Genomic DNA, 24426 nt, shown 5'->3' on the forward strand with positions numbered 1-24426 from the left:
AATCTCACCGGCCAGCAAAGCTGACCGCGAGGTTTTTTGGCATTTGACAAGTGCACGCTGTTGAGTTCTCAAGGATCGGATGCTCCTGCTACTCAGCCTTCCAGCCTCGCCCGCAGGGCAACTTCTCTATCTTAGACCCACTCGATCAGACTGTCAAATTAGCGCCTCCGTGACGATCAGACGTCACCGAACGGCGCTCCATGACGGGCTTCCGGAGCGGGTACCTCCATTCTACGCCCGAGGGCACGAGCTCTCAATGAGAGTTCATCAGAAGGGAGGCTGTTCTCCGCTTGAGGGGGGTGAGGCTCTCGGCCTCTCCGCTTCCCTGTGGGGCGAACGATCAATAGCTTACGACGCGCCTGTCGAGCCCGGCAACTCGGGCGCACCCCGGGCGTGTCGCGGCCCTGCCCTCAGTGTGCGGCCCGCTCGTAGCGGGCCGAGAGCCGCGTGAATGCGCGGGCAAGTTCCGGCGGGTCGACCTCGTCCATCTCCGCGTCGAAACGGCCCAGCGCGGCGGCCAGCGCGACCCAGGACCACGACCCGGCGGTGTACCGGCACCGGTCGGGACCGAGCGCTTCGACGGCACCATCCCCGGCGAAGGGCACGACGTCCCCCGCCGGCAGGTGCAGGACGACACTGCCGGTGCAGGGCCACGCGTTCGCCGCGGACGAGCCCTTGAAGCGCGCCGACACGTACTCCGATGCGTCACCACCGGGGACCTCCCGCGGCGAGAAGCGGGGACCGGTGGGGGTGCGCGGAGTGATCCGGTCGGCGCGGAAGATGCGCCACTCGTCGCCGTCGAGATCCCACGCGACCAGGTACCAGCGGCCCGAGGCAGCGACGAGGTGGTGCGGCTCCACTCGCCGCGGTGGCGCCGGGCCCGTCACGGGGGTGCCCGCGTCGGCCTGATCGAACCGCAGCACCTCACGGGCGCGGACGGCATCGGACACGGCGACGAGCACCTCCGAAGCCACCGCGGGAGCGGGAGCATCCCCCGTGCGTGCGGCGGTGGTGAACTCGACCGCCTGCAGTCGGTGGCGGAGGCGCGAGGGCAGGACCTGGCGGACAGCGGCGAGCGCTTTCAGCGCGCCTTCCTCGATGCCCGCGCCCGTGACCGTCGCTGCCTGCAGGGCGATCGTGAGAGCGATGACCTGCTCGTCGTCGAACAGCAGGGGCGGAAGTTCGCTCCCCGCCTCCAGGCGGTACCCGCCGTCCGGACCCATCGCCGCCTGAACGCGGTACCCCATCTCCCGCAGCCGCTCCACGTCGCGGCGGACGGTGCGGTGACTCACCCCCAGCCGATCGGCCAGCACAGCGCCCGGCCAGTCCCGTCGCGCCTGCAGGAGCGATAGCAGGTCGAGCAGTCGGGCAGTGGTGGTGGGCACGTCTCGAGAGTAGTTCGTGTGTAGGACCGGAACTGACCTCTACTCCTGTCACGGTGGAGACAGCCGGCACAGGTCCGGCGTACCGAGGAGGAGCACCCATGCCCATCGAGACCACCACCCACCTCAATCTCCACGGCGAGGCCCGCGCGGCCCTGGAGTTCTACCAGTCCGTCTTCGGCGGTCACCTCACGATCGCCACCTACCGCGACGTCGGTATGCCCGCCGATGCGCCCGGCGCCGAGAACGTCGTGTTCGGCAGCCTGCAGAGCGAAGATGGCTTCCGGATCATGGCGTATGACATCCCGGGGCCGGCCACGCGAGCCACCGGGGGCGCCACCCGCCGGGAGAACGGCGTCACCGTCACCGACCAGCCGTTTTTCGTCTCCGTGCGCGGCGACACCCTGGACGAGGTGAAGGGCTACTGGGACGCGCTGTCCGCCGGCGCCTCGATCGTCGAACCGCTCGCGGCCTCGGCGTGGAGCCCCGGCTTCGGCATGCTCACCGACACCTTCGGCGTGACGTGGATCCTCGACGTCGCTGCGGCGGACCGCGCGGAGTAGGCGTCCCTCCGGCCGCCGTCAGGATCCGGCGTGATCCTGCGGCGGCCGATCGGCGCGCTCGGCGAGGCGCTGCAGTTGCCAGCGAGGCATGTCCGCGAGCCAGGGAACTGGCGCCGCCTCTCCCACCCGCGCATCGACCGGGAGATCGCCGGCGCGCAGCGCCTCCACATAGGCACGATCCTGTGCGATCCGGCCGCGCAGCCGGTCCCCGGAGGCCACCGATCCGTGGCCGGGAACGACGGCTCCCACCTTTTCGGCCACCTCCTCGAACAGCCCGAGCGCCGCGAGGTAGTCCTCCAGCGGCTGATCGGCATCCACGTCGACGAACGGCATCAGGATGTCGGAGAGCATGTCGCCCGCGATCAGAACACCGCCCTCCTCCACCAGCAGCGCCGCGTGACCTCTGGCGTGCGCCCGGTGCTCGATGATCCGGATCGCGGGGCCCTCCCACGGAATGCGTTCGGCACCCCGGGGCAGCGCGGTGATCGCTCCGAACAGCTCGAGCGGGATCTGATCCGCGTACTCCGGCGGCAGGCCGGCAGCCACCTGCGCCGGCCAGTCCGGCTGTGCGAGCAGCTCCGCCATCGTGGCGGCACACAGCGCCGTGCCGTAGCGGGGTGCGTCGCCCAGCGCGGGGTGCCACAGGACGTGATCCCAGTCGGGGTGCGTGGCGAACCCGGCGACGATCCGCTGTCCCATCCCGCGGATGTCGTCGGCGAGCTGCGTCATCTCGTCGTCCGTCAGCCCGGGATCGACCACGAGCACACCGTCCCGGCCCCGAACGACCACGGAGTTGCTCTGGAGGAACTCGCTCTCGGAGACGAAGACGCCGTCGGCGATCTGCGTCAGCATGAGCGGCCCTCCGTGTGCGACCGTGCCGGCCGGGGTTCGGGGTGTGTCATCTTCGTCTCCTGTTCGAGGGCGGACGGGGAATCAGCCGAACGCCATGGCGGCGACGGCGAGGATGCAGACCACGATGCCGACTCGCTGACTGCGCGCGACTCGTTCCCTCAGGAATCCGGCGGCCAGCAGGACGGTGACCGCGGGGTACAGGGAGGCGAGCACTCCCGCGATGCCCAGTCCGGTCGTGCCGCTGGCGATGAAGAAGGCGAGGGTGCCGGAGGCGCCGAGCACACCGGCAGCGCTCCCCCACCCCAGCACTCCGACCGCAGGGCGCCACACCTGTCTCAGGGTGGCCGCCGTCACGACGGTGAGGACCGCGCCGGTCAGCTGATTGAGGGCGAGGGGCGCCAGGCCGGCGTCATCGGAGATCTGCGCCAGCGCGACGAAGAGGACTCCGAAGCCGACGCCCGCCAGCGTGCCGTCGACCAGGGCACCCCGCATCGCCGAGGGCTGCGCGGAGGCATCGCGGGCGACCAGCCAGATTCCCGGCAACGCCACGATCATCCCCGCCCAGGCCAGCCATCCCGGCCGCTCCCCGAGGACGGCGCCCGCCAGCACGGGCAGGATCGCCGCGCCCAGCGCCGAGATGGGAGCCACCAGCCCCATCCGGCCGCGCGCGAGCCCGCGGTACAGGAAGATGCTGCCCGCCGCCGAGCCCACCCCGGCGACGACCGCCCACGCGAAGTCCGTCGGCACCGGGCTGCCGGGCAGCAGCGCCCCGGCCGCGGCCATCACCACCGCGCCGGCGGTCTGCCCCACCAGGACGACCTGCCAGGTGGTGTACCGGCGTGACCCGAGCCCGCCGACGAAATCCGAGGCACCGTACGCCACGGCGGAGGCGAGGCCGAGGAGGATGCCGAGGCTCATGCATCGACTCTGCCGTCCGGGCGGTCCGGGGTGAAGGTCCGCTTCTCTGTCCGTGGACTGGACCATTCGGCTGTAATGGGCCGATGACAGTGGAGTGGGCGCGCGGCGGTCCGGATCTTCTGGTGTTCCTCGACCGCGACGCGGGCGGCCTCGGCAGCCAGATCCAGGCTCACCTTCGGGCCGCCATCCGTGAGCGGCGACTCGTCTCCGGCGAACGACTCCCGTCGACTCGGCGCCTGGCCGCCCTGCTCGGAGTCGCCCGCGGCACCGTCGTCGAGGCCTACGAGCAGCTCCTCGCCGAAGGTTACGTCCTCTCGACGGTCGGTTCCGGCACCCGGGTGGCGGCGACACCGTCGTCCGAGGAGGTGAGCGGGCACGTTGCCGACCCGGTGTCGGCCGTGTCACCTCGACCGATCGACTTCGAGTACGGCATCCCCGACCTGCGCACGGTGCCCCTGTCGGATTGGAGCTGGGCGGTGTCGAAGGCGACCTCGACGCTGCCGACGGCTGCGCTCGGCGACGACGACCCGGCCGGATGGCGGCATCTCCGCGACGTCGTCTCCGCCTACCATCGCCGCGTCCGGGCCGGAAGCGCCACCACCGACGACACCGTCATCGTCGCGGGCTTCCGGCAGGGCTTGACCTTCGCGCTCGCGACGCTGGCCCGGCGTGGCACACACGCGATCGCGTTGGAGGATCCCGGACCGCGCGACCACGACGTCATCGCACAGCGGGCGGGCCTGCAGGCGGTGCCGGTTCCCGTCGACGAGGAGGGGCTGGATGTGGGCCGCCTGCGCGAGACCGGTGCACGCGCCGTGCTGCTGACGCCGGCGCACCAATGCCCGACCGGCGTCGCCCTCGGGCCGTCGCGACGGCGCGACCTCATGGCGTGGGCGGAAGAGGTCGACGGGGTGATCCTGGAGGACGATTACGACGCGGAGTTCCGATACGACCGGCAACCCGTCGGGTCGTTGCAGGGACTGAACCCTCGCCGGGTCATCGCGTTCGGCTCGGTCAGCAAGACCCTCGCGCCGGCGCTCCGACTGGGATGGGTGCTCGCGCCGCCGCAGTGGCGCGACGGGATCATCGAGGAGAAGCAGCTCACCAGTCGCGGAGCCCCGAGCCTGGACCAGGAAGCGCTCGCGCTCCTGATGGAGACGGGACGGTTCGATCGCCATCTGCGGCGCGCACGGGAGGTGTATCGGGCCCGCCGCGACGTCTTGGCCGCGGAGGTCGATCGCGCCTTCGAGCCGGGCCGGCTCACCGGACTGGCCGCCGGATGCCACGCCGTCCTGCAGCTTCCCGCCGGGGCGGACGAGCGGGCCGTGTCCGCGACCGCCGCAACTCTGGGCGTTGTGGTCAACACGCTCGGCCGATACCGGTTCTCGGCAGAGGGTCGACCGGCGGAGCCCCTCGCGCCGGCACTCGTGATCGGCTTCGGCAACGTCGACGAAGCCCGCATCCGCGACGGTGTCCGCATCCTCGCCGCCGCCGCAGGCGTGCAGCCCTGACCGGAACGCAACCCCCTCCAGCGTCCGCGGCGCCGCCGGTCAGGATGGGCCATGCGCACTTCCCGCGTCCACGCTTTCCGTCACGCCGGCCTGATCTTCGACGTATCCGACACCGGGCCCATCGACGGACCGGTGATCGTTCTGCTGCACGGATTCCCGGGATCCCGTCGTACGTGGGACGCCGTCGCACCGCTGCTGGAGGCCGGCGGCGCCCGGGTGATCGCGTTCGATCAGCGCGGCTACTCCCCCCGCGCGCGACCGTACCGCCGACGCGACTACCGCGCCGCCGACGTCACCGGCGACGTGCTCGCCCTGCTCGACGCGCTCGGGAGCCACCGCGTGCACGTCGTCGGTCATGACTGGGGCGGATTCGTCGCGTGGCGGCTGGCGACCGCCGCTCCGCAGCGACTGAACGGCATCACCGTGCTCTCCACGCCGCATCCGAGCGCGATGCTGCGTTCGCTGCTCTCCTCGACGCAGGGCCTGCGGTCGCTCTACATCGCCTTCTTCCAGCTGCCGTGGCTGCCCGAGGCCGTGCTGCGGCCCCGCCTCGCGCGCCTGCTGCAGTCGTCGGGGCTTCCGGCCCCCATCGCCCAGGAGTATCAGCGCTTTCTGTCGCAACCGAAAGCCCTCCGCGCGGCCCTGCACTGGTATCGCGGCATGTCGCTGCCCGACCGGCGCCGGCCGCGCCGGGGCAGCTCGCGTGTGCACGTGCCGACCACGTACGTGTGGGGCAACGGCGACCAGGCGCTCGGGCGACGCGCCGCCGAGCTCACACGGCACTGGGTGCACGCGCCGTACCGCTTCGTCGAGGTGGACGAGGGGCACTGGCTTCCCGAGCTCGCCGCGGAGAGGGTGTCGCAGGAGATCCGCGCCACCCTTCCCGCGACACCGCACTACGCCGCGTCGACCGAACCGGGCGAGTCGACGAGGCCGTCGACGTCGTCCGGCTCCGGTTCGGACAGGTAGCGCTCGAGGCTGTCGTCCAGTTCGGCCAGCCACGGGGTGTGGTGCACAGCGGCCATCGTTCCCGTCATCACGGACGGATAGACGGCATCGCGGTACCCGAGGATGTTCACCTGCTTGTCGTGCTTCCAGGCCAGGAAGATCCGCACGACCTCGTCGAGGTCGAACATCGGATAGTCGGTCAGTTCGATCAGGTCGCGGATGTAGTCGGCCTGGAACCTGATCTCGTCGGCCGGTCCGTTGAGTTCGCTGAACCGCCGGCGCCACGCATCCATGTCCTGCCGACGCGCCTGCGGGCCGGGGAGCTCGAAATCACCCAGGATGACGTCGCGGACGAACCACGCCTGCGCGTCGAACATGTTGAAGGTGAACCACTGGTCCTGCGCGCCCAGGTAGAACAGCCGGTCGTTGGCCTCGGAGACCACGCCGCGGTACAGGCCGTCGGGGTAGAGGCAGTTGGGCGAATCCAGCGCGAGGTCCGAGGGCAGGAACGGGTAGTGGTGCAGATAACCGGTGCACAGCACGACGGCGTCGAACTCGCCGCTGGTCCCGTCGCTGAAGTGCACGGTGGATCCTTCGAAGCGCTCGACGAGCGGCACCTCCCGCATGCCCTTGGGCCAGTCGAATCCCATCGGCTGGGTGCGGTAGCTGAAGGTGACCGAGCGCGCGCCCATCTTGTACGCCTGCACGCCGATGTCTTCGGCGGAGTAGCTCGCGCCGATCAGCAGGACATCCTTGTCGGCGAGGGCCTCCGCCCCGCGGAAGTCGTGCGCGTGGCGGAGGCTCCCGGGGAAGGTCTCGATGCCGGCGAACTCGGGCACGTTCGGGTAGCTGAAGTGTCCGCTGCCGACCACGACGTAGTCGAACTCGCTGGTCTCGGTCCGATTGGCGGCCATGTCGTGGACCGTCACGCTGAAGGTGTTCGTGTCCTCGTTGTACTGGACCCAGCGCACGACGGTGTTGAAGCGCACGTACTGCTTGACGTCACTCTTCTCGACGCGGCCGTTGATGTAATCCCACAGCACGGCGCGCGGTGGGTACGACGAGATCGGACGCCCGAAGTGCTCGTCGAAGGTGTACTCGGCGAACTCCAGCGCCTCCTTCGGCCCGTTGGACCACAGGTTGCGGTACATGCTCGAGTGCACCGGCTCACCGTGCGCATCCATGCCGGTGCGCCACGTGAAGTTCCACTGCCCGCCCCAATCGGCTTGCTTCTCGAAGCACACGATCTCGGGCATCTCCCGGCCGGTGTGTCGAGCGGACTCGAAAGCCCGAAGCTGTGCCATTCCGCTGGGTCCGGCTCCGATGATTGCGACGCGAGAAGTCAAACCGTTCCTATCCTGGCCGGGGCCATTGAGCGACGACGGCGGCAAGATCCGCGGCGGATGCCGCAGGGCGCACCGACGTGGTGGGCAATCCGTTCCGCGCACCATCGGCGGGTCGGCGATGGGACTCTTGCGGAATCGATCACTGCATGGTAAAAGCAGCGACTTTCACGATTTTACCAGGTCGCCTCTCGTGCGCCCGCGGGCGGTCGGAATAGTTGAGCGTTCAAATCAGTTGAGGATGCCATGAGCACCAGCACACCCCTCGCCGCCGATACGGCGATGGGGGCGGTCACCCTGAACGTGGCGGACCTCGACGCGATGACGTCGTACTACCGGGACGGCGTCGGGCTGGCGGTGATGGAGCAGACGGGACCGCGTGTCACCCTCGGGCGCTCGGGACGGCCGGTCGTCGTGCTCGTGCACACCCCCGAACTGCGGCACGCGGGGCCGCGCGAGGCCGGCCTGTTCCACACGGCGATCGTCTTCGACACCGAGGCGGCGCTGGCCGCCGCGGTCTACTCCGTCGCCCGGCTGCGCCCGGCTTCCTTCACCGGGTCCAGCGACCACCTGGTCAGCAAGGCCTTCTACTTCGACGACCCCGAGGGCAACGGCGTCGAGCTGTACTGGGACCGCGACCGCACGACGTGGAGCTGGATCCACGGCCAGGTCGAGATGTCCACGCTGTTCCTGGATCCGAACGCCTATCTGCGGGAGCACCTGGACGAGCGCGGACTCGCCGGGGAGGCGGTCGGAGACGCCCGCGTCGGGCACATCCATCTGTCGGTCGGCGACGTCGCGACGGCGCGCGACTTCTACGCGACCACCCTCGGGTTCGACGTCACGCTCGCGCTGGGCGACCAGGCCGTGTTCGTCAGCGCCGGTGGATACCACCATCACATGGCGATGAACGTGTGGAACAGCCGCGGCGCGGGTCGCCGGCAGCGCACCCTGGGGCTCGGCCGCGTGGACCTCGAACTGCCGACCTCCGATGACGCCGGCGCGCTGGCCGAACGGCTCCGGCACTACCGGGTCCCCGTGCGCGACGACGGCGGGAGCGTGCACTTCGAGGACCCCTGGGCCAACGACGTCAGCCTCACCGTGGCCCCCTCGGCCACCTCGTGACCGGCGCCTCCGAGGCATGGCGCGACCTCATGCTCGCGACGCACCTCCTCGACACCGCACTCGAACGGCAGGCCCAGCGCGACGGCGGCATCTCGCACGGTCACTTCAAGATGCTCGTCCTCCTGAGCGCCGCGCACGATCAGACGCTCGGCCTGAAGAGCCTCGCGGAGTCGCTCCGCTTCTCCCCCAGCCGTATCAGCCATGCGATCACCGCGCTCGAGGGTCAGGGGCTCGTCGCGCGCCGCCCCGTCACGGGCGGGCGGCGCGCCTTCGAGGCGACCCTGACGCGGAAGGGACGGCTGCTCGTGGGCACCGTCCTGCGCGGGCAGCGGCGGGAGATCCGCGACCCCCTCCTGGACGGCCTGGGCGGTGAGGGCACAGCGGCCCTCGGCGACCTCAGCGCCCGCATCATCGCCCTGCTCGACCGCGAGAATCCGGACGTGGCCGACCGCTGACGGCGCGCTACGCGGCGAGCTGCGCGAGGATCTCGGCCCTCACATCCGATCCGGACGCCTCGGCGATGCGCCCATCCGCCACGCGATAGATGACGAACTCCGCCACGTTGACGTGCCGGCGGGTGGGGGCGACGCCCTGGAACACTCCGCCGTGCGTGCCGCTCCCCCGCAGGTGGACCGCGAGGCGATCGTCCTCGACGAGGAGCTGGATGCGCCGCCACCGCCAGTCCGGAAACGCATGGAAGAGGTCGACCATCTCCTCCACCCACGCATCCGCTCCGCCGGGGAGGTGCGCGCGACGGACAGCGGGCTGCACGAACGAGCGGATCGCCTCCAGGTCGTGCCGGTTGGCGGCGTCGAGGTAGTCGGCGTACCACTCCCGCATCTGCCACGACTCCACCCCTCATTATCGGCACGGGCCAGGCCGGCCCGGCTTGCAAGGCGAACCGTCACGCATTGAATGTCATCCATGCGTGACATACTGACGCCATGATCCTGGACATCCCGGTGGCGGTGTACCTCGCCTTCCTCGCCGCGACGCTGCTCATCGCGGTGGTCCCCGGTCCCGACCATGTGTACCTGGGCGCCGTGGCCCTCCGCGACGGACGACGGGCGGGGACGGTGGCGGCATCCGGGATGGCGGTGTCGATGACCGTGCACACCCTCGTCGCCGTGACGGGCTTGGGCGCGCTCCTCACGGCCGCCCCCGCGGCCCTCGTGATCATCCGCCTGCTCGGTGCGGCCTACCTCATCCACCTCGGGATCGGCGCGCTGCGCGCTGCCGACGCCGCCGCCGCCCCGGCTCCCGCATCCACCGGCCGGAACTTCTGGCGCGCGATGGTGGTCAACCTCACCAACCCCAAGATCGTCATCTTCTTCCTCGCCTTCCTCCCCCAGTTCGTCGACGCCGACGCCGGCAACCCCACGCTGCAGCTGCTGGCGTTCGGCCTGTCGTTCGTCGTCATCGGGTTCGTGGTCGACGTCGTGTACGCATCGCTGGGCGGCCTGCTCGGGCGTTTCCTGTCCGGGCGGGGCACGAAGGCGCGGGTGCTGTCCGTGATCAGCGGATGCGTCTACCTGGCCCTGGCCGCCCTGGTGCTCGGGACGGTCGTGGTCGATGTCGTCTCCGGCGCCGTCGGGCGGTGACGCCTGCGCCATCGTCACGTGTTAGCCTCCGATCAGCCGTGACAGAGGGGGAACCGATGACCGACCAGACCTCCGCGGTGGTGGAGGCGCTCCCCCTCCCCCTGCTGATACGGATCGTGAACGAGTACGGCGACGCGCCGCGCTCGGCAGCGGGCGAATCCGCGTCTCCCTACCCTCCTGCCGACGCGCTCGGCCAGGAGGACACCGCCTTCTGGGCGCACCGCGCAGCGCCGCAGGAGAAGGTCTTGGTGGAGACGGCCAATCTCCTCCACCCGGTCTTCGCCGCAGCATCCGGCGGCGAGTGCGCCGATCGACTCAACACGGTGATCGCCGAGGCGGGACTGACCCCGGCAATGACGGCGCGGGAATGGGACGTGCGCGAGCAGTGGCGCACCTGCCGCCCTGGGCGCACGCTGCTGGCGGCCGCCACGCTCGCGCTCCTCCATCACCTGCGCAGCGATCCCGACGTCAGCCGCCTGGGCACGTGCCTGGGCGATGCGTGCGTCGACGTCTTCGTCGATTCCTCCCCCGGACGCCGGCGGCAGTACTGCTCGCTGACGTGCCAGAACCGCGCCCGCACGCGCGCGTACCGCGCCAGGCGCGCCGCCGCATCGCGTTCTGCGCAGTGAGCCCGCCCTCCCGGGAGAGGCCACCCGCTGCGGATAGCGCACCGCGCGCCTGACGGCAAGGCGGTTCTGGAGACCGCGGTGCATCGGGTTCCCTGGTGGTCGACGCGCCGACCCCTTCCTGCGGCGCCATACCGAGAAGGAGGAGTTGTGGACACGACAGCCCTCATCTGGATCATCGTCGCCGTCGTCGTCGTGATCGCGATCATCGCGGTCGTCCTGGTCGCCACCGCGAAGGGACGGCGGGAACGGCGCCAGCACGCGCAGCACGAGAAGGCGGAGAAACTGCGCGCCCAGGCGAGAGAGGCAGACCTGGGCGCGCGTCGGCACGAGGCAGAACTCGCGCAGGCCCGCGCCGACACCGCGTCGGCGCAAGCGGAGTCCGAGCGGGCCAAGGCCCAGGCGGCCCAGGCCGACGTCGACGCGCAGCGCCGCGCCGCCGACATCGACCAGCACGCCGCCGACGCCGCCAAACGCCGTGACGAGCAGGCCGAAACGCTGCGCAAGGCCGACAAGGTCGACCCCTTCGTCGACGGGGAGGGCCGCGATCGCGGAGCTTCGGGCGAAAACACCCGTTCGGATCGCGGCGCTCCGGGCCACAACGACGGACCCGAACGCTGATCCGCCTGCCCGACATGTGGTCCGCCTCCCGGCGCCGCGCCGGAGGTGATGTCGCGCCTGAAGGACGACGAAGGTCCCCTGCGAGTGCAGGGGACCTTCGTTCAATCCGTGGGGGCGAGATCTCCGCCCCGGGCTGGGCTCAGCGGCCGTTGCCGGCCTCACGGCCTTCGCGGTCGTAGTACTCACGGCTGCCGGACTTGGCCAGTCCGCGGCTGATCATGTAGCCGATGGTGAGCAGCGTGGCGTACAGCCAGACCTGCTCGGCTCCGAACCCCTGGCCGTCGTCACCGTTGTCCACGACGAGGGACGCGATGAACATCCCCGCGAGGATCACCACGTACGCGATGAACTCCGTGGTCTTGAACGCGGCTTTGGTCTCGGTCGAGATGCGGGGGGTGCGGGCGGCGAGAGAGGTATTGCTCATGAATGGTGTCCTTTTGGGGTTTTCGGGTGCTGGCGCGCGTTTGGCGGCCCCGTTGAGCTAATCAGTACGCATGGATGTCGCCTCCGCCCTTGCTTTCGGAGGGAAGCGTCAGGAGAAATCTCCGCGGTCGGGTACCGGTGGGGCATCGTAGTGGTCCGGCCCCGCCCCGGCGATGGGGCGGGGCGGACCGGCCCCGTTGCCGACAATGGCGGGATGCTCGCTCGTTCGGCCGACGTCGTCGGCACCGCCCTCCGCGGACTGTTCACGCTCATCCTCCGCTTCCGGCGCCCCCGGCCCATCCACACCCGCGGTCTCGTCCTGGAAGGCGAGCTGACGTGGCTCGGGGCTGCCGCGGCATCCGGCATCTCGTGGATCGACGACGCACCGCCGGATCCTGTGGGCGTCGTCGCCCGCCTGTCGAGGGCGGTGGGGCTACCGGCTCGGCTGCCGGATGTCATCGGACTGGCACTGCGCGCCAGCGCGGGCGGGCGCACGGTCGACCTGGAGCTGGCCTCGACCGGGATCGGATTCCCCTCGCGGTTCCTCCTCGTCCCCCGGCACACCCCGACCGGCGCGACGTTCGGCAGCCTCCTGCCCTACCGGTCGTCGCGCGGGCCGATCCTCGTGTGCGCGCGCAGTGCCCGGAGGCGTCCCCTACCCGCGTCGACGTCCGATCTGGCCGCCGCCCTGCGCGAGGAGCCGTGGCGCGTGCGCCTGTACTTCGCAACGCCGCGCGGCCGGTGGCATCCCTTCGCCGAGGCGGCACTGCGGCCCTCCGCCGACCAGGAGGACCGCGAGCTCCGGTTCGACTCCGTGCGCCATCCGCTCCCCGGCGCGGGCACCTACCGGTGGGTGGAGCGCGTGCGCCAGCCGTCATACCTTCGGGTCCAGGGCGCGCAGTGACCGACGCGCATCGGGTCAGTGCACCGCCGCGCCCACCAGTTCCGTGACCTTCGCCTGCACCGCCGGAGTCCATGCGCGCACGGCGAAGCCGACGGGCCACAGGTCGCCGTCATCCAGGTGCGCGCGATCCTCGAACCCGATCGTGGCGTAGCGCGTGCCGAATTTGCGCGCCGGCTGGATGAAGACGACGATCTTGCCCTCGTCGTTGGCGTATCCCGGCATGCCGTAGTAGGTCTTGGGGACCAGCTCGGGGGCGACCTCGCTCACCACGGCATGCAGTCCCTCCGCCAGCGCCTTGTCCTCGGGTTCGAGTGCGGCGATCGCCTCGAGGACGGCCTTCTCCCCGGCAGCGCGGTTCTTGCCGGCCTTCTCCTGTGCGCGCAGCTCCTTCGCACGCTGCTTCACCGCTTCGCGCTCCTGTGCGCTCAATCCGTCGGAGGTGTCGGTCTTGGCCATGGCGGGCCATCCTTTCCGGTCGTGGTTCTGGCTCTCACGGTAGGGGCCGCCGGCGCCGGGTGCTTCTCCGATCGTGACCGAAACGACGATGCCCCCGTCCGCGCAAGGCGGACGGGGGCATCGGAAGGCGGTGTGTCACATGCCGCGTATCTGCTGACGGGTGGGGCAGTCGAACGGGTCGCGCGCGGCCAGTCCCACCTCGTTGAGGTAACGGATGACGATGGCGTACGACTCGATGAGGCTCGTCTCGGTGTACGGCACGTTCAGGTTCTCGCACGCCTCGCGCACGACCACGCGGGCCCGCGAGAGGTAGGGCCGGGCCATGCTCGGGAACAGGTGGTGCTCGACCTGGTAGTTCAGGCCGCCCATGAGGGCGGTCGCCCACCAGCCGCCGCGCACGTTGCGGGAGGTGCGCACCTGCTTGGTGAAGAAGTCGAGGCGGGCGTCCGGTGCGATGACCGGCATGCCCTTGTGGTTCGGGGCGAAGGACGCACCCATGTAGACACCGAAGACGGCCATCTGCACGAAGATGAAGGCGAAGGCCATGCCCAGCGGCAGGAAGAGGAAGACGGGCACGATGACCGCGGCCAGGCGCAGGAGGATCAGGGACAGCTCGAGCCAGCGGCCCTTGATGGGCTCACGCGTGGTGACGAGGTACTTGATGCCGAGGAAGTGGAGGTTCCAGCCCTCCATGGTCAGCAGCGGGAAGAACAGCCATCCCTGACGCTGGGTGATGAAGCGGACCACGCCGCGCGCCTTGCGGGCGTCGTCCTCGACGAAGGAGATGGTGTCGATCTCGATGTCGGGGTCTTTGCCCACCCGGTTGGGGTTGGCGTGGTGACGGCTGTGCTTGGAGTCCCACCAGGAGTAGCTCATACCCACGAGGGCAGGGCCGATGAAGCGGGAGAGGCGGTCGTTGGCCGGACCGGAGGAGAGGATGACGCGGTGCGCGGCCTCGTGAGCGAGGAACGCGATCTGCGTGAAGACGATGCCGAGTCCGGCGGCGATCAGGAGCTGGAACCAGCTGTCGCCCAGCAGGATGAAGCCGGTGATGAGACCGGCCAGAGCGACGAGGAGTGCACCGGCGACCAGGGCGTAGAACCACTGGGCACGTCGGAGCAGCCCCATCTCTTTCACCACCTGCGAGACCTGGGTGTAGGCCTTCGCAACGGGCGGGAATGACTCACGGGTGGCGTACGTCTGCCGGACCGGACCCATGGTGGCCGCGACGGGGGACAGAGTGGTCAAGAGACTCCTTGGTTGTACAGCAAGACCCGGGAGTCCCAGCTGAGACGGTGCGGGAAGCGAAATGAACGACCCGCTGTTGCCGACCATACTTGGGACGGCAGTGCCCCGTGTGTCAACTTGCGGATCCACAGAGAGTCCACAGGCGGGGCAGGGTATAGAAAAAGGATGCGGCGGGCTTTCGCCCGCCACATCCTTCGGGTCACACGAGGCGGATGCTCGAGGCCTGGGGGCCCTTCGGGCCACGCTCGACGTCGAACTCGACGCGCTGTGCCTCTTCGAGCGAGCGGAAGCCGCCACCCTCGATCGCGCTGTAGTGCGCGAACACGTCGGGCGAGCCGTCCTCGGGTGCGATGAAGCCGTAGCCCTTTTCAGAGTTGAACCACTTAACAGTTCCGAATGCCATCGGATCTCTCTTTCTTGAAGAGGGGCCGCGACGGCGACCCCGATGACCGCGACGAACACATCGCGGAGATATGGGGCGACGTCGCCCGAGATGGGGGTGGCCACAGTCGTAGCCGGAGGCGGTCTCGAGCGCGTGCTGCGCTGCGGAGAGGTCCGCGAACATTCCCAGGCGTACCCCTACGGCGTCGTGCGCGGAGAATCCGGCGGCATCGACCGTGACGTGCCCGGCGTACTCGTCGCGCGAGTGCGCGACATACACGTCGAGATCGGCCTTGAGCCACGTCAGCAGAGCGGGGGGTACGGCGGTGGAGAGAAGTGAAGAAGAGATGTGAAGAAGTCGATTCAGTTCGTGCAGTCCGGTTCGGCAATGATCGTCACGGAGTGCGGGGGTTTGCCCGGTCGGGCGTTGCCCGTCTTTGGACATTCCAACCGGACAGCCGGCGTGCTCGTATGCGCGCCGTTCTTGAACACTACAGCAGTGCGGCCGAAAAGTCGCGTTCTCGGACGGATGACGTCAGTTGTGCTCGTCCCAGTCGAATCCGGCGGTGGTCCCGGCGAGCACGGCAGCACGGCGGCGGATGCTCCACGCCGCGAGCTCCTCACCCTCCAGCGACAGGGGCAGCTGAGGTTCGGATCGCACCGCGGCCAGCGGCATGCCGGCGCCCAGGGTCAGCCACGCCTGCGCGGGTTGACCGTCCAGCAACGCCGGGAACGAAACGAGTTCGGTGCGCCCCTGGTCGGCGAGCACCCGGACATACTCCAACAACGCCTCGGCGACGTCGTCACTGGTGGCCAGGCGGGCGCCCGTGACGAAGATGTCGAACATCTGCTCTCCCTCGCATGTCGAGCGCGCTCGGGTTGCGCGTTCACGATCGATCCATGTTCATCAAGATGCTCGCACAGACCTAGCCCTTGACCCCGCGGCGGGCCCGCGCTAGACAAAGCTCACCACAAGAGGTAGAGCGCTCCCACCACGGTGAGCACGATCACGAGCCGCTCGAAGACCTCCTGCCGCAGACGCCGGGCCAGCACCCGGCCGGCCAGCGCTCCCACGATCACGGCGGGAAGCAGCCACAGGTCGATCCACAGGCTGTCGACCGAGAACAGCCCGAGCGCGGCGGCGAAGGGCACCTTGCCGATATTGACGACCGCGAAGAACCATGCGGCGGTGCCCAGGAACGCCTTGACGGGGAAGCGGGCCGCCAGGAAGTACATCGACATGACCGGGCCGGCGGCGTTGGCGACCATGGTGGTGAACCCGCCGAGGGTGCCGTAGACGGCCGCCGCGGGCCACCCGCCGCTGGGCTCCCGTCCGCCGCGCGCTGCCGCGTACCGTCGCCACAGGGTCACCGCCACCACGAGCAGGAGCAGGACGCCGATGACGCGCCGCACCCCGACGTCATCGGCGACGGCGAGGAAGACCACGCCGAGGAGGATGCCCGCGAGCACGGCGGGAATGAGCCGCACCAGCATGCGCCATTCCGCGTGCCGACGGTACGTCCACAGGGCGAACATGTCCCCCACGATGAGCAGCAGCAGGAGGGTGGCCGTCGATTCGCGGGCGGGGAGGACGGCGGCGAACAGGGCGACGGCGAGCGTGCCGGCGCCTGGGAGCGCGGTCTTCGACAGCCCGACCACGACGGCGCCCAGCGCCAGTAGCATCCACGAGACGATCGTGAGATCGTCGAGGGCGACGGCACCGGTCACCGTCCCAGGCTATGCCCCGTGACGCCGCGGCTCGGACACGCGGAAGGGGGCGAGCCCGACGGCCCGCCCCCGCGCATGATCGCCTTACTGCTCGATCGGCTGCGGTGCGTCCGACTCGTGTGCGCGGATCGTGGCGTCACCGGCCTCGGTGGACACCTCGATGCGGCGCGGCTTGGCGCGCTCGCTCACGGGGATCATCACCGACAGCACGCCGTTGCTGTACGACGCGCTGATGCGATCGGTGTCGATGCCCTGACCGAGGTTCAGCTGACGCACGAAGGTGGCCGCCTCCCGCTCACGGGTGATCCACTTGACGCCCTCGCCCGAGGCGAGCGTGCGCTCGGCGCGGATCGTGAGCAGCTGGCCGTCCACATCGATGTCGACGGAGCCCGGATCCACACCGGGCAGGTCGGCGGTCAGAACGTAGTGATCGCCATCTCGGTACAGGTCCATCGGCATCCGCCGCGGACCGCGACGGGTGTCGAACAGGGCCGACGCGAGTCGGTCGAAGTCACGGAAAGGGTCGGTGCTCGCCATGGTTCCTCCTTCTCTGCGCGTGCCGGTCAGGCCGGCGGTGTGTCCAAGTTGAGCCTGGTCGGCTCAAGTGCGATCAGATTAGCACTCGGCAGGGTCGAGTGCCAAGACGTCTCCGAGAGGGTTCCGGGGTCAGCGACCAGCCGCACGGGCGGCGAGCTGGCGGCGCCAGTCGGGCGGAACCCGGCCCTCCGGGCCGGGCGAGGGCTGGGACTCGGGCCTGCTGGTCGGGGCCGCCAGATCCGGTCCGTCGACCATCGCCTCCTCCTGGTAGTCCCACCACCAGTCCTCGCCGGGCTCGAAGCTCTGGATGTACCGGTGACCCGTGCTGTGCCAGTGGGCGGTGGCATGCCGCGACAGGGAGTCGTCGCAGCATCCGACATGCCCGCACGCCGCACAGCGGCGCAGATGCACCCACCACCCCCCGTGGGCGTCGCAGTCGATGCATCCCGCCGACGAGGGCGGGGCGGTGGGGTCGATCTGAGCCGGAGTCATCCCTGCTCCCGGGGGTGTTACGGGGCGAGCGGGCTGCCGCCGATGCTGCTGTCGTAGACGGCGGCGAGGGCGAACAGCTCGTTGAGGAGGTAAGCGGCGAAGACCACACCGAGGATCAGGCCTCCCACCGACACGGCGATCCAGGCCCACACCGGGCCCAGGCCCTTACCGGTCTGACGGCGCAGCACGACGCCGCGGCCGATGACGTACACGCCGTTGCTGATCACCAGGGCGAAGAAGATCCACGCCCAGTGGAACGGCTTGTCGATCCCGCGCGCACGCAGCGCGCGCCAGTCGAGGTAGGCGAAGACGATCTGCGCGGCGATGACGGCGTAACCCAGGAGTGTCAGCAGCAGGCTCGCGCCGGCGAACGATGCCACCCACTCCGCCGACGCGGAACCGCTGGGGTCGAGCGCAGCGGCTCGCAGGAGACCGTTCCAGTCCAAGAAGAACACCGGCACGACGCCCACCAGCGGCAGGAACACGATCAGCCAGATCCACGGCGTGTCGGTCGGGATGTCGCGTCGCACCGGCGCGGGGGCGGCGGGCGCCGCCGACGGGTAGGACGGGTAAGCGGCGGGCGCCGAGGAGTAGGCGGCAGGCGCCTGCTGCTGGTACGGCGGGTACGCGGCGTTGGCCTGGGCACTGTTGGTCGGAGCCGCGGGCGCCGGATTGGCGGGCTGGGCCGGGGCGGCAGGCTGGGCCGGGGCGGCGGCAGGCGCCGGGTTCGCGGGCTGGCGCGCTTCGGTCCACGCCGTGCCGTTCCACCAGCGGTGAACGGAGGGGTTGTCGGGGTCGGCGTACCAGCCCGGGGGGAACTGCTGTGCGTCGGTCATGTCGATCCTTCCGAAGTGCCCGTGTTCGGGTCGAGTCTAGGGGTCGCCGAACTCAGCGGAAATCACGGGATGAGTGCGCCACGCCCACCCTCAGGTCATCGAATCGATCGGCGACGAGGTTCGTCACCCCCTCCACCGAGCGCTCCAGGATCCCGCGGACGATGAGGGCCGGCGACTCCCGCACGATGCGTCGGTGACGGTCCCACACGCCGACCGAGCAGATCACGTTGACCAGCCCGTGCTCGTCCTCGAGGTTGAGGAACGTGATGCCCGATGCCGTCGCCGGTCGCTGCCGGTGGGTCACGAGCCCGGCGACCTCGACCCGGCGGCCGTTCTCGTGCGTGCGCAGCTCGCGCGAGGTGAGCACTCCGCGCGCGTCGAGCTGGGAGCGGTAATGCGCAAGCGGATGATCGCCCGGCGAGATGCCGGTCGCCCACAGGTCGGCGGCGAGCACCTCGTAGCTGGTGGGGTCGGGGAACAGGGGCGGCTGCACCGACACCATCGACTCGGGCAGGTACTCGGCGCGATCCTGTGCGGCCGAACCGGCGCTCCAGATCGCCTCCCGGCGCGTGATGCCGAGGCACTCGAAGGCACCCGCGGTGGCGAGGGCCTCCAGCTGCGCGGCGGTGAGTCCGGTGCGGCGCACCAGGTCGCGCAGATCGCGGTACGGACCCGACGCCTCCCGCTCGGCCACGATGCGCTCGGCCGCCTTCGTGCCGATCCCGGTGACGGCGGCCAGCCCGAGGCGCACGGCGAACCGCCCGTCCCGGCGGTGCGCCTCCGACTCGTCCGGCTCGGTGGGGTCGAAATCGCCCACCGGCGGCTGCACTCGCTCGGCGCACGCCTGCCGCCCCGTCGGCGGAAAACGAGGGGATCGATCCGCAGCATCCTCGGTTCCCGGGATCCCCTCGGAATCCGCGTGCGGTTCGAGGAGGGCTTCGACTCCCGAGCGCAGCAGATCGGGGCGGCGCACCTCGACGCCGTGCCGGCGGGCGTCGGCGCTGAGGGTCGCCGGTGAGTAGAACCCCATCGGCTGGGCGCGCAGCAGTCCCGCCAGGAACGCCGCGGGGTAGTGCAGCTTGATCCACGAGCTGGCGTACACCAGCAGCGCGAAGGAGAGGGAGTGGGATTCGGCGAAGCCGAAGTTCGCGAACGCCTGGATCTTGTCGTAGATGCTGTCGGCCACCTCGCCGGTCAGGCCGTTTCGGGCCATGCCGGCGTACAGCTTCTCGCGGAGCTTCTCGATCCGCTCCACGCCGCGCTTGGACCCCATCGCCCGGCGCAGGAGATCGGCGTCCTCGGCCGTGCAGTCCCCCACCGCCACGGCCATCTGCATGAGCTGCTCCTGGAACACCGGCACGCCCATGGTCCGCTCGAGCACCGGGCGGAGCTTCTCGTGGGCGTAGGTCACCTTCTCCTGCCCGAGCTTGCGCCGGACGAACGGATGCACCGCACCGCCCTGGATCGGCCCGGGCCGCACGAGCGCGATCTGCACGACGAGGTCGTAGAACCGCCGCGGCTGCAGGCGCGGGAGCAGTCCCATCTGCGCGCGGGACTCGACCTGGAAGACCCCGATCGAATCGGCGCGGCACAGCATGTCGTAGACGGCCTTCTCCTCCTTGGGGATCGTCGCGAGTTCCCACTCCTCCCCCGTGGCGTCGCGGATGAGGTCGAAGCAGTACTGCAGCGCGGCCAGCATCCCCAGGCCCAGAAGGTCGAACTTCACCAGCCCCATCCAGGCGGCGTCGTCCTTGTCCCACTGGATGACCGTGCGGTCCTCCATGCGCGCATGCTCGATGGGCACGACCTCCCCCACGGGACGGTCGGTGAGCACCATCCCGCCGGAGTGGATCCCCAGGTGCCGCGGCGCCTTGAGCAGCTCGGTGGCGTACGCGAGCACCTGATCGGGGATGTCGTGGTCGGCGCCGGTGTCCAGCGCCGCCCCCCAGCGCTCGACCTGCTTGGACCACGCGTCCTGCTGCCCCGGCGAATGCCCGAGGGCCTTGGCCATGTCGCGCACGGCGTTCTTCGGGCGGTATTGGATGACGTTGGCCACCTGCGCGGCGCGGTCGCGGCCGTATTCGCGGTACACCCACTGGATGATCTCCTCCCGGCGGTCGGAGTCGAAGTCCACGTCGATGTCGGGCTCCTCGTCGCGAAGGCTGGAGAGGAACCGCTCGAAGGGCAGGTCGTAGGCGATCGAGTCGACCGCGGTGATATCGAGCAGGAAGCACACCGCACTGTTGGCCGCCGACCCACGGCCCTGGCACAGGATGCCGCGGCGCCGAGCCTCCTGCACGATGCCGTGCACGATGAGGAAGTAGCCGGGGAAGTCCTTCATCTCGATCACCGCGAGCTCGCGCTCGATGCGGTCGCGGTCCTTCGGCGTCAGATCGGGGTACTTGCGCGGCACCGCCTCCCACACCAGGTGCCGCAGCCACGTCATGGGCGTGTGCCCCTCGGGAACCTGCTGCTTCGGCAGCGCGGGCTTGGCCCGCCGCAGGGGGAAGGCCAGCTCGTCGGCGAGCGTCACGGTGCGCGACACCGCGCCGGGGTAGCGCGCGAAGCGGCGGGCCATCTCCGCGCCCGAGCGCAGGTGCGCGCCGGCGTGGGCGGGCAGCCATCCGTCGATCTCGTCCAGGCCGCGGTTGGCGCGGACGGCGGCGACCGCCGCGGCGAGGAGCTCCCGTTCGGGCGCGGCGTAGTGCACGTTGTTGGTGGCCAGCACCGGAAGCCTCCGCTCGGCGGCGAGGGCGGCGAGCACGTCGTTCTGGCGGGAATCGAGCGGGTTGCCGTGATCCATCAGCTCCACATGCACCGCCTCCTGGCCGAAGAGCCCGACGAGCCGGTCGAGCTCCGCGGCCGCTGCATCCGCCCCGCCCTCGGCGAGCGCGCGGCGGACGGTGCCCTTGCGGCATCCGGTGAGCACCGCCCAGTGCGGATCGCGCGGACCGCCGGAACGCTCGGCGAGCTCGTCGAGGTCGTACACCGGCCGGCCCTTCTCCGCGCCCCGCAGCTGGGCGGCCGTGATCGCCGCCGCCAGACGGTGGTACCCCTCCTCCCCGCGGGCCAGGACGAGCAGGTGCGATCCGACCGGATCGGGTTCGCCGTTCTGCGGCCCTGGGAGCTCCAGCGACAGCTCGGCGCCGAACACCGTGCCCAGCTGCAGCGCCTCGGCCGCCTCGGCGAAGCGGACGATGCCGTAGAAGCCGTCGTGGTCGGTGACCGCGAGGGCGTGCAGCCCCAGCCGCTCGGCCTCCTCGGCCAGTTCCTCGGGCGAGGAGGCGCCGTCGAGGAACGAGTACGACGAGTGCGCGTGCAGCTCCGCGTACGGCACCGTATCGGCGGGACGGTCGATGGCCGGGGGGACATAGGGCCCGCGCTTGTGCGACCACGCGGGGCTGTCGCCGCCGTCGGCGCCGGCGGGAACGGGGCGCGGTCGGCGCCGGTCGCTGAGGGTGCGCTCGATCTCCGACCACGGCACGGGCGGGTTATGGAAGCCCATCAGCTCCCCTCTCCGTGCGGCCTCGCCGGCGCCGGCCCCGGGGGTGCCGGCGACGCGGAGGGGCGGCGGGCGGAGCGAGGGTCAGTCATAGCGCCCCTCCGCGGTCCACGCGCCGTCCTCCTCCACCAGCAGCCACGCCGTTCCGTCGTCGTCGACCACCTGGAAACGGTGCGCGCGACGACGGCGCGCCGCATCCCACCCCCGCTCGCGGATCGGCCACGGCCCCGCCCATGAGCGGATGCGGCTGCGCCGCGCCCCCGCGGCGAGGAAGGCCGGCGGGGCGCTCAGAACCTCCCGCTCCCCCACCACCACCGTCGCCCCCGCGACGTCGGTGACCTCCACCGTTCGCGGCTCGGGGTAGACGGTGGTCGGCAGCGGATCGGGCAGGCTTCCCGGCCACGGGCGCGCACGTTCCTTCGCCACGATCGCCCGGTCACCCCACGGCACGAGCACCTGCCGCTCGACCAGCCAGCGACCGCCGCCGATCGCCGGGGTGAGCACGCCCCGGTGACCGAGCATCGCCTGCACGCGCGAGAGGGCATGGTGCACCCGTTCCTCGGGGCCCGAGCCGAACAGTCCGATCACGTGATGGGAGGCCTCGTCCACGGCCTCGGGCGAGATCCGCACGCGTGCGACGCCGCTGCCCAGGATGCTCTGGGCGTCTTCGGCGAGCTGCCATCGCACCCGGTCGACGACGGCTGCCGCATCGAAGGATCCCGGATGCAGCCACACCCGTTCGCTGCGCTCCCCGCGGTCTCCGGTGAGCTCGACGCGCAACTCCGTGCACACCAGCCGTCGCTCGCCCAGCGCCGAGACGAACTCGTCGGCGGCGATGCGCATGCCGAAGGCGATCTGGTCGGCCAGCTCCAGAGGCGGCTCGAAGACCACCTCACGGTGCAGCTCAGGTGGCGGGGTGCGCGGCTCGATCGGGCGGGAGTCGCGTCCGCCCGCGAGCGCGTGCAGCCGCACCCCCTGCTCGCCGAACCGTTCGCGCACGCGGTCGACGCCCATCGCCGCGAAGGCACCGAGAGTATGCACGCCCAGCCGCGCGAGCAGCTCGGGGAGACCGGCCTCGCGGGAACCCGAGCGTCCCGGCGACCCCGCCGGGAACCCGGTGGAGGCATCGAGCACGGCCACCGACAGCGGCGCGAGGAATTCCGCCGCCTCCCCCGCCGGCACGACCAGTACGGGATCGTCGGGGCGGGCGGCTCGGGCGGCCAGCTGGGCGGTGAACAGCCCGTCGGCGATCCCCGCGCACACGGCCGCCACACCGCCTCCTCGAAGCGCGGTCACGAGGGTGCGCGCCGCCTCCGCCTCTCCCCCGTAGTAGCGGGCGGGCCCGCGCGCCCGCAGGGCGCACAGCCCGGGACGCACGATCTGCACGCCCGGGGCGAGTTCTTCGATCCGGGCGACCAGAGGCGCGAAGGCACGCGCATCACGCACAGGATCGGCCGGGACGACGCTCAGCCCCGGACAGGCCGCTTGTGCGTCTCGCCGGCGCTGGCCACGTCGTACGCCCGCGGCCCTCGCCGCATCCGAGCACGCCACCACGACGTTGTTCTCGAACACCGCGACGGGAGCGCCGGGGTCGAGCGCGGCGCCGTCCAGAAGGAGTGCGGTCACCGGCCAGTCGGGGAACCACAGCACGAGACTGCGCACGGGTGACAGCACTCAGCCCACCGCCCTCACCTCGGACAGCTCCGGCACCGCCTCCAGGCGGGGCCGCGCGGCGGCGGCCGGCCCGAGAAGCGACACGGTGCCGTCGGCGGCGGGCAGCAGCATCCGCGCCCTGCGCGCCGTCGGCGACCGGCGGCTCGTCACCGACACGGTCAGTTCGCGTCCGGCGAGATACCCGTGCCCGGCGCCCAGCCCCGCCCAGCGCGGATCGGCGACGTCGATCGCCGCCTCCGCCTGCGGCCACGGCCCCTGCACGAGCAGCACCGTCCCGCGGTCGCGCAGGCGGGCCGCCAGACGAGACACCGCGCTTTCGGTCACGCGCGCCGGCGGACGCACGGCGACCACGGGCATCACTTCGGCGATCGTCGCGGTGATCGCCAGCCACCGCGGACCGGGCTCGGGCACGAACACGAGCCGGTCGAGGTCGAGCCCGTACCGCTCGGCGGCCTCGGCGCCCAGGTCGGGCATGCCCACCGCCGCACACCAGGCGCCGTCCTGCGAGGGCCGGGCCATCAGCGCCAGCAGCAGGGCGGTCGAGGACGCGAGGGCGTAGGCGGATCCGGGGCGCAGCCCGCCGCCGGGGAGAAGGCCGGCGAAGGCGGGGTGCGTCGGCAGAACGGGGGCGTCGAGGCGACGGCCCTGCATCCGCTCGAGCTGCGCACGCAGCTCGCTCACGTCACGCAGCGCCTCCGCCTCGGTCCGCACGATCGCCCTCACTCCCACAGGCTAGAACATCTGTTCTAGGGTCT

At 70.8% G+C, this 24426-nt stretch carries 27 protein-coding genes; 10 read left to right on the forward strand and 17 right to left on the reverse strand.

Annotated features, from left to right (window positions below; all coding sequences use genetic code 11):
- Positions 1 to 410 precede the first annotated feature (410 nt).
- On the reverse strand, positions 411 to 1385 hold the full coding sequence (locus E4V99_RS17110) for a WYL domain-containing protein (RefSeq protein ID WP_135118006.1): 975 nt from the start codon (positions 1383 to 1385) through the stop codon (positions 411 to 413).
- A gap of 98 nt (positions 1386 to 1483) precedes the next feature.
- Between E4V99_RS17110 and E4V99_RS17115 the strand changes: the two genes are divergently transcribed.
- Positions 1484 to 1945, forward strand: a complete 462-nt coding sequence (locus E4V99_RS17115; protein WP_135068032.1) for a VOC family protein — start codon at positions 1484 to 1486, stop codon at positions 1943 to 1945.
- An 18-nt stretch (positions 1946 to 1963) separates the two neighbouring features.
- On the opposite strand, the gene E4V99_RS17120 is transcribed toward E4V99_RS17115, so the two are convergent.
- On the reverse strand, positions 1964 to 2797 hold the full coding sequence (locus E4V99_RS17120) for an MBL fold metallo-hydrolase (protein WP_135118007.1): 834 nt from the start codon (positions 2795 to 2797) through the stop codon (positions 1964 to 1966).
- Positions 2798 to 2878: 81 nt separating this feature from the next.
- Positions 2879 to 3715: an EamA family transporter gene (locus E4V99_RS17125; protein ID WP_135118008.1), complete on the reverse strand. Its 837-nt coding sequence runs from the start codon at positions 3713 to 3715 to the stop codon at positions 2879 to 2881.
- 83 nt (positions 3716 to 3798) lie between these two features.
- On the opposite strand from E4V99_RS17125, the gene E4V99_RS17130 reads away from it, so the two are divergent.
- The gene (locus tag E4V99_RS17130) at positions 3799 to 5226 is read left to right on the forward strand and encodes a PLP-dependent aminotransferase family protein (RefSeq protein ID WP_135118009.1); all 1428 of its coding nucleotides are present in this window, start codon (positions 3799 to 3801) and stop codon (positions 5224 to 5226) included.
- A 51-nt stretch (positions 5227 to 5277) separates the two neighbouring features.
- Positions 5278 to 6195 (forward strand): alpha/beta fold hydrolase, encoded by a 918-nt coding sequence (locus E4V99_RS17135; RefSeq protein ID WP_135118010.1) that lies wholly within the window; start codon positions 5278 to 5280, stop codon positions 6193 to 6195.
- Here E4V99_RS17135 and E4V99_RS17140 read toward each other — a convergent pair.
- Positions 6123 to 7520 (reverse strand): NAD(P)/FAD-dependent oxidoreductase, encoded by a 1398-nt coding sequence (locus E4V99_RS17140; protein ID WP_280790890.1) that lies wholly within the window; start codon positions 7518 to 7520, stop codon positions 6123 to 6125. The genes E4V99_RS17135 and E4V99_RS17140 overlap by 73 nt on opposite strands.
- A gap of 243 nt (positions 7521 to 7763) precedes the next feature.
- On the opposite strand from E4V99_RS17140, the gene E4V99_RS17145 reads away from it, so the two are divergent.
- Together E4V99_RS17145 and E4V99_RS17150 are read left to right on the forward strand one after the other, a co-directional pair.
- The gene (locus tag E4V99_RS17145; protein WP_135068042.1) at positions 7764 to 8642 is read left to right on the forward strand and encodes a VOC family protein; all 879 of its coding nucleotides are present in this window, start codon (positions 7764 to 7766) and stop codon (positions 8640 to 8642) included.
- Complete coding sequence (locus E4V99_RS17150) at positions 8639 to 9097, forward strand: MarR family transcriptional regulator (RefSeq protein WP_135068044.1); 459 nt, start codon at positions 8639 to 8641, stop codon at positions 9095 to 9097. Before E4V99_RS17145 ends, E4V99_RS17150 begins: the two co-directional genes overlap by 4 nt.
- A 7-nt stretch (positions 9098 to 9104) precedes the next feature.
- Here E4V99_RS17150 and E4V99_RS17155 read toward each other — a convergent pair whose 3' ends face one another.
- Positions 9105 to 9497: an ester cyclase gene (locus E4V99_RS17155; protein WP_135118012.1), complete on the reverse strand. Its 393-nt coding sequence runs from the start codon at positions 9495 to 9497 to the stop codon at positions 9105 to 9107.
- An 89-nt stretch (positions 9498 to 9586) separates the two neighbouring features.
- On the opposite strand from E4V99_RS17155, the gene E4V99_RS17160 reads away from it, so the two are divergent.
- The 3 genes from E4V99_RS17160 (at position 9587) to E4V99_RS17170 (ending at position 11490) form a co-directional block, all read left to right on the forward strand.
- Positions 9587 to 10243 carry a LysE family translocator gene (locus tag E4V99_RS17160; RefSeq protein WP_135118013.1) on the forward strand — a complete coding sequence of 219 codons (657 nt, stop codon included), beginning with the start codon at positions 9587 to 9589 and terminating at the stop codon, positions 10241 to 10243.
- A gap of 56 nt (positions 10244 to 10299) precedes the next feature.
- Positions 10300 to 10872: a CGNR zinc finger domain-containing protein gene (locus tag E4V99_RS17165; protein ID WP_167747790.1), complete on the forward strand. Its 573-nt coding sequence runs from the start codon at positions 10300 to 10302 to the stop codon at positions 10870 to 10872.
- 147 nt (positions 10873 to 11019) lie between these two features.
- On the forward strand, positions 11020 to 11490 hold the full coding sequence (locus tag E4V99_RS17170) for a hypothetical protein (protein ID WP_135118015.1): 471 nt from the start codon (positions 11020 to 11022) through the stop codon (positions 11488 to 11490).
- 139 nt (positions 11491 to 11629) lie between these two features.
- On the opposite strand, the gene E4V99_RS17175 is transcribed toward E4V99_RS17170, so the two are convergent.
- The gene (locus tag E4V99_RS17175) at positions 11630 to 11914 is read right to left on the reverse strand and encodes a hypothetical protein (RefSeq protein ID WP_135118016.1); all 285 of its coding nucleotides are present in this window, start codon (positions 11912 to 11914) and stop codon (positions 11630 to 11632) included.
- A 213-nt stretch (positions 11915 to 12127) separates the two neighbouring features.
- Between E4V99_RS17175 and E4V99_RS17180 the strand changes: the two genes are divergently transcribed.
- Positions 12128 to 12817: a hypothetical protein gene (locus E4V99_RS17180; protein ID WP_135118017.1), complete on the forward strand. Its 690-nt coding sequence runs from the start codon at positions 12128 to 12130 to the stop codon at positions 12815 to 12817.
- Positions 12818 to 12832: 15 nt separating this feature from the next.
- On the opposite strand, the gene E4V99_RS17185 is transcribed toward E4V99_RS17180, so the two are convergent.
- From E4V99_RS17185 to E4V99_RS17195, 3 genes are all read right to left on the reverse strand, one after another.
- On the reverse strand, positions 12833 to 13273 hold the full coding sequence (locus E4V99_RS17185) for a hypothetical protein (RefSeq protein WP_135118018.1): 441 nt from the start codon (positions 13271 to 13273) through the stop codon (positions 12833 to 12835).
- Between the two features lie 135 nt (positions 13274 to 13408).
- Positions 13409 to 14491 (reverse strand): acyl-CoA desaturase, encoded by a 1083-nt coding sequence (locus tag E4V99_RS17190; protein WP_240742893.1) that lies wholly within the window; start codon positions 14489 to 14491, stop codon positions 13409 to 13411.
- 229 nt (positions 14492 to 14720) lie between these two features.
- Positions 14721 to 14924 (reverse strand): cold-shock protein, encoded by a 204-nt coding sequence (locus E4V99_RS17195; protein ID WP_135068062.1) that lies wholly within the window; start codon positions 14922 to 14924, stop codon positions 14721 to 14723.
- A 96-nt stretch (positions 14925 to 15020) separates the two neighbouring features.
- Here E4V99_RS17195 and E4V99_RS17200 point away from each other — a divergent pair, with 96 nt between their 5' ends.
- Positions 15021 to 15242: a hypothetical protein gene (locus E4V99_RS17200; protein WP_135118019.1), complete on the forward strand. Its 222-nt coding sequence runs from the start codon at positions 15021 to 15023 to the stop codon at positions 15240 to 15242.
- A gap of 195 nt (positions 15243 to 15437) precedes the next feature.
- Here E4V99_RS17200 and E4V99_RS17205 read toward each other — a convergent pair whose 3' ends face one another.
- From E4V99_RS17205 to E4V99_RS17240, 8 genes are all read right to left on the reverse strand, one after another.
- The gene (locus E4V99_RS17205; RefSeq protein ID WP_135068066.1) at positions 15438 to 15749 is read right to left on the reverse strand and encodes a hypothetical protein; all 312 of its coding nucleotides are present in this window, start codon (positions 15747 to 15749) and stop codon (positions 15438 to 15440) included.
- A gap of 119 nt (positions 15750 to 15868) precedes the next feature.
- Positions 15869 to 16585 carry a sulfite exporter TauE/SafE family protein gene (locus E4V99_RS17210; protein ID WP_135071356.1) on the reverse strand — a complete coding sequence of 239 codons (717 nt, stop codon included), beginning with the start codon at positions 16583 to 16585 and terminating at the stop codon, positions 15869 to 15871.
- Positions 16586 to 16714: 129 nt separating this feature from the next.
- Positions 16715 to 17167, reverse strand: a complete 453-nt coding sequence (locus E4V99_RS17215) for an Hsp20/alpha crystallin family protein (protein ID WP_135068068.1) — start codon at positions 17165 to 17167, stop codon at positions 16715 to 16717.
- Positions 17168 to 17296: 129 nt separating this feature from the next.
- Complete coding sequence (locus tag E4V99_RS17220; RefSeq protein WP_135068070.1) at positions 17297 to 17659, reverse strand: UBP-type zinc finger domain-containing protein; 363 nt, start codon at positions 17657 to 17659, stop codon at positions 17297 to 17299.
- 17 nt (positions 17660 to 17676) lie between these two features.
- A complete protein-coding gene (locus E4V99_RS17225; protein WP_135068072.1) occupies positions 17677 to 18495 on the reverse strand; it encodes a DUF2510 domain-containing protein in 819 nt (272 codons plus the stop codon).
- 52 nt (positions 18496 to 18547) lie between these two features.
- The gene (locus E4V99_RS17230; protein WP_135068074.1) at positions 18548 to 22000 is read right to left on the reverse strand and encodes an error-prone DNA polymerase; all 3453 of its coding nucleotides are present in this window, start codon (positions 21998 to 22000) and stop codon (positions 18548 to 18550) included.
- An 81-nt stretch (positions 22001 to 22081) separates the two neighbouring features.
- Entirely contained in the window at positions 22082 to 23671 is a 1590-nt protein-coding gene (locus E4V99_RS17235; protein WP_135118020.1) for a DNA polymerase Y family protein, read from the reverse strand.
- The gene (locus E4V99_RS17240) at positions 23672 to 24382 is read right to left on the reverse strand and encodes a hypothetical protein (protein ID WP_240742894.1); all 711 of its coding nucleotides are present in this window, start codon (positions 24380 to 24382) and stop codon (positions 23672 to 23674) included.
- Positions 24383 to 24426: the final 44 nt, after the last annotated feature.

The sequence above is a fragment of the Microbacterium sp. dk485 genome (assembly GCF_004570445.1).
GTDB classification, from domain to species: domain Bacteria; phylum Actinomycetota; class Actinomycetes; order Actinomycetales; family Microbacteriaceae; genus Microbacterium; species Microbacterium wangchenii.

Excerpts from the sequence above, each read along its gene's own strand:
- E4V99_RS17175 (WP_135118016.1), bottom strand. The coding sequence starts at position 11,914 with ATGAGCAATACCTCTCTCGCCGCCCGCACCCCCCGCATCTCGACCGAG.
- E4V99_RS17190 (WP_240742893.1), bottom strand. The coding sequence starts at position 14,491 with ATGGGTCCGGTCCGGCAGACGTACGCCACCCGTGAGTCATTCCCGCCC.
- E4V99_RS17210 (WP_135071356.1), bottom strand. The coding sequence starts at position 16,585 with ATGCTACTGGCGCTGGGCGCCGTCGTGGTCGGGCTGTCGAAGACCGCG.
- E4V99_RS17120 (WP_135118007.1), bottom strand. The coding sequence starts at position 2,797 with ATGCTGACGCAGATCGCCGACGGCGTCTTCGTCTCCGAGAGCGAGTTC.
- E4V99_RS17160 (WP_135118013.1), top strand. The coding sequence starts at position 9,587 with ATGATCCTGGACATCCCGGTGGCGGTGTACCTCGCCTTCCTCGCCGCG.
- E4V99_RS17230 (WP_135068074.1), bottom strand. The coding sequence starts at position 22,000 with ATGGGCTTCCATAACCCGCCCGTGCCGTGGTCGGAGATCGAGCGCACC.
- E4V99_RS17195 (WP_135068062.1), bottom strand. The coding sequence starts at position 14,924 with ATGGCATTCGGAACTGTTAAGTGGTTCAACTCTGAAAAGGGCTACGGC.
- E4V99_RS17180 (WP_135118017.1), top strand. The coding sequence starts at position 12,128 with ATGCTCGCTCGTTCGGCCGACGTCGTCGGCACCGCCCTCCGCGGACTG.
- E4V99_RS17220 (WP_135068070.1), bottom strand. The coding sequence starts at position 17,659 with ATGACTCCGGCTCAGATCGACCCCACCGCCCCGCCCTCGTCGGCGGGA.
- E4V99_RS17185 (WP_135118018.1), bottom strand. The coding sequence starts at position 13,273 with ATGGCCAAGACCGACACCTCCGACGGATTGAGCGCACAGGAGCGCGAA.
- E4V99_RS17165 (WP_167747790.1), top strand. The coding sequence starts at position 10,300 with ATGACCGACCAGACCTCCGCGGTGGTGGAGGCGCTCCCCCTCCCCCTG.
- E4V99_RS17125 (WP_135118008.1), bottom strand. The coding sequence starts at position 3,715 with ATGAGCCTCGGCATCCTCCTCGGCCTCGCCTCCGCCGTGGCGTACGGT.
- E4V99_RS17130 (WP_135118009.1), top strand. The coding sequence starts at position 3,799 with ATGACAGTGGAGTGGGCGCGCGGCGGTCCGGATCTTCTGGTGTTCCTC.
- E4V99_RS17205 (WP_135068066.1), bottom strand. The coding sequence starts at position 15,749 with ATGTTCGACATCTTCGTCACGGGCGCCCGCCTGGCCACCAGTGACGAC.
- E4V99_RS17145 (WP_135068042.1), top strand. The coding sequence starts at position 7,764 with ATGAGCACCAGCACACCCCTCGCCGCCGATACGGCGATGGGGGCGGTC.
- E4V99_RS17115 (WP_135068032.1), top strand. The coding sequence starts at position 1,484 with ATGCCCATCGAGACCACCACCCACCTCAATCTCCACGGCGAGGCCCGC.
- E4V99_RS17225 (WP_135068072.1), bottom strand. The coding sequence starts at position 18,495 with ATGACCGACGCACAGCAGTTCCCCCCGGGCTGGTACGCCGACCCCGAC.
- E4V99_RS17215 (WP_135068068.1), bottom strand. The coding sequence starts at position 17,167 with ATGGCGAGCACCGACCCTTTCCGTGACTTCGACCGACTCGCGTCGGCC.
- E4V99_RS17135 (WP_135118010.1), top strand. The coding sequence starts at position 5,278 with ATGCGCACTTCCCGCGTCCACGCTTTCCGTCACGCCGGCCTGATCTTC.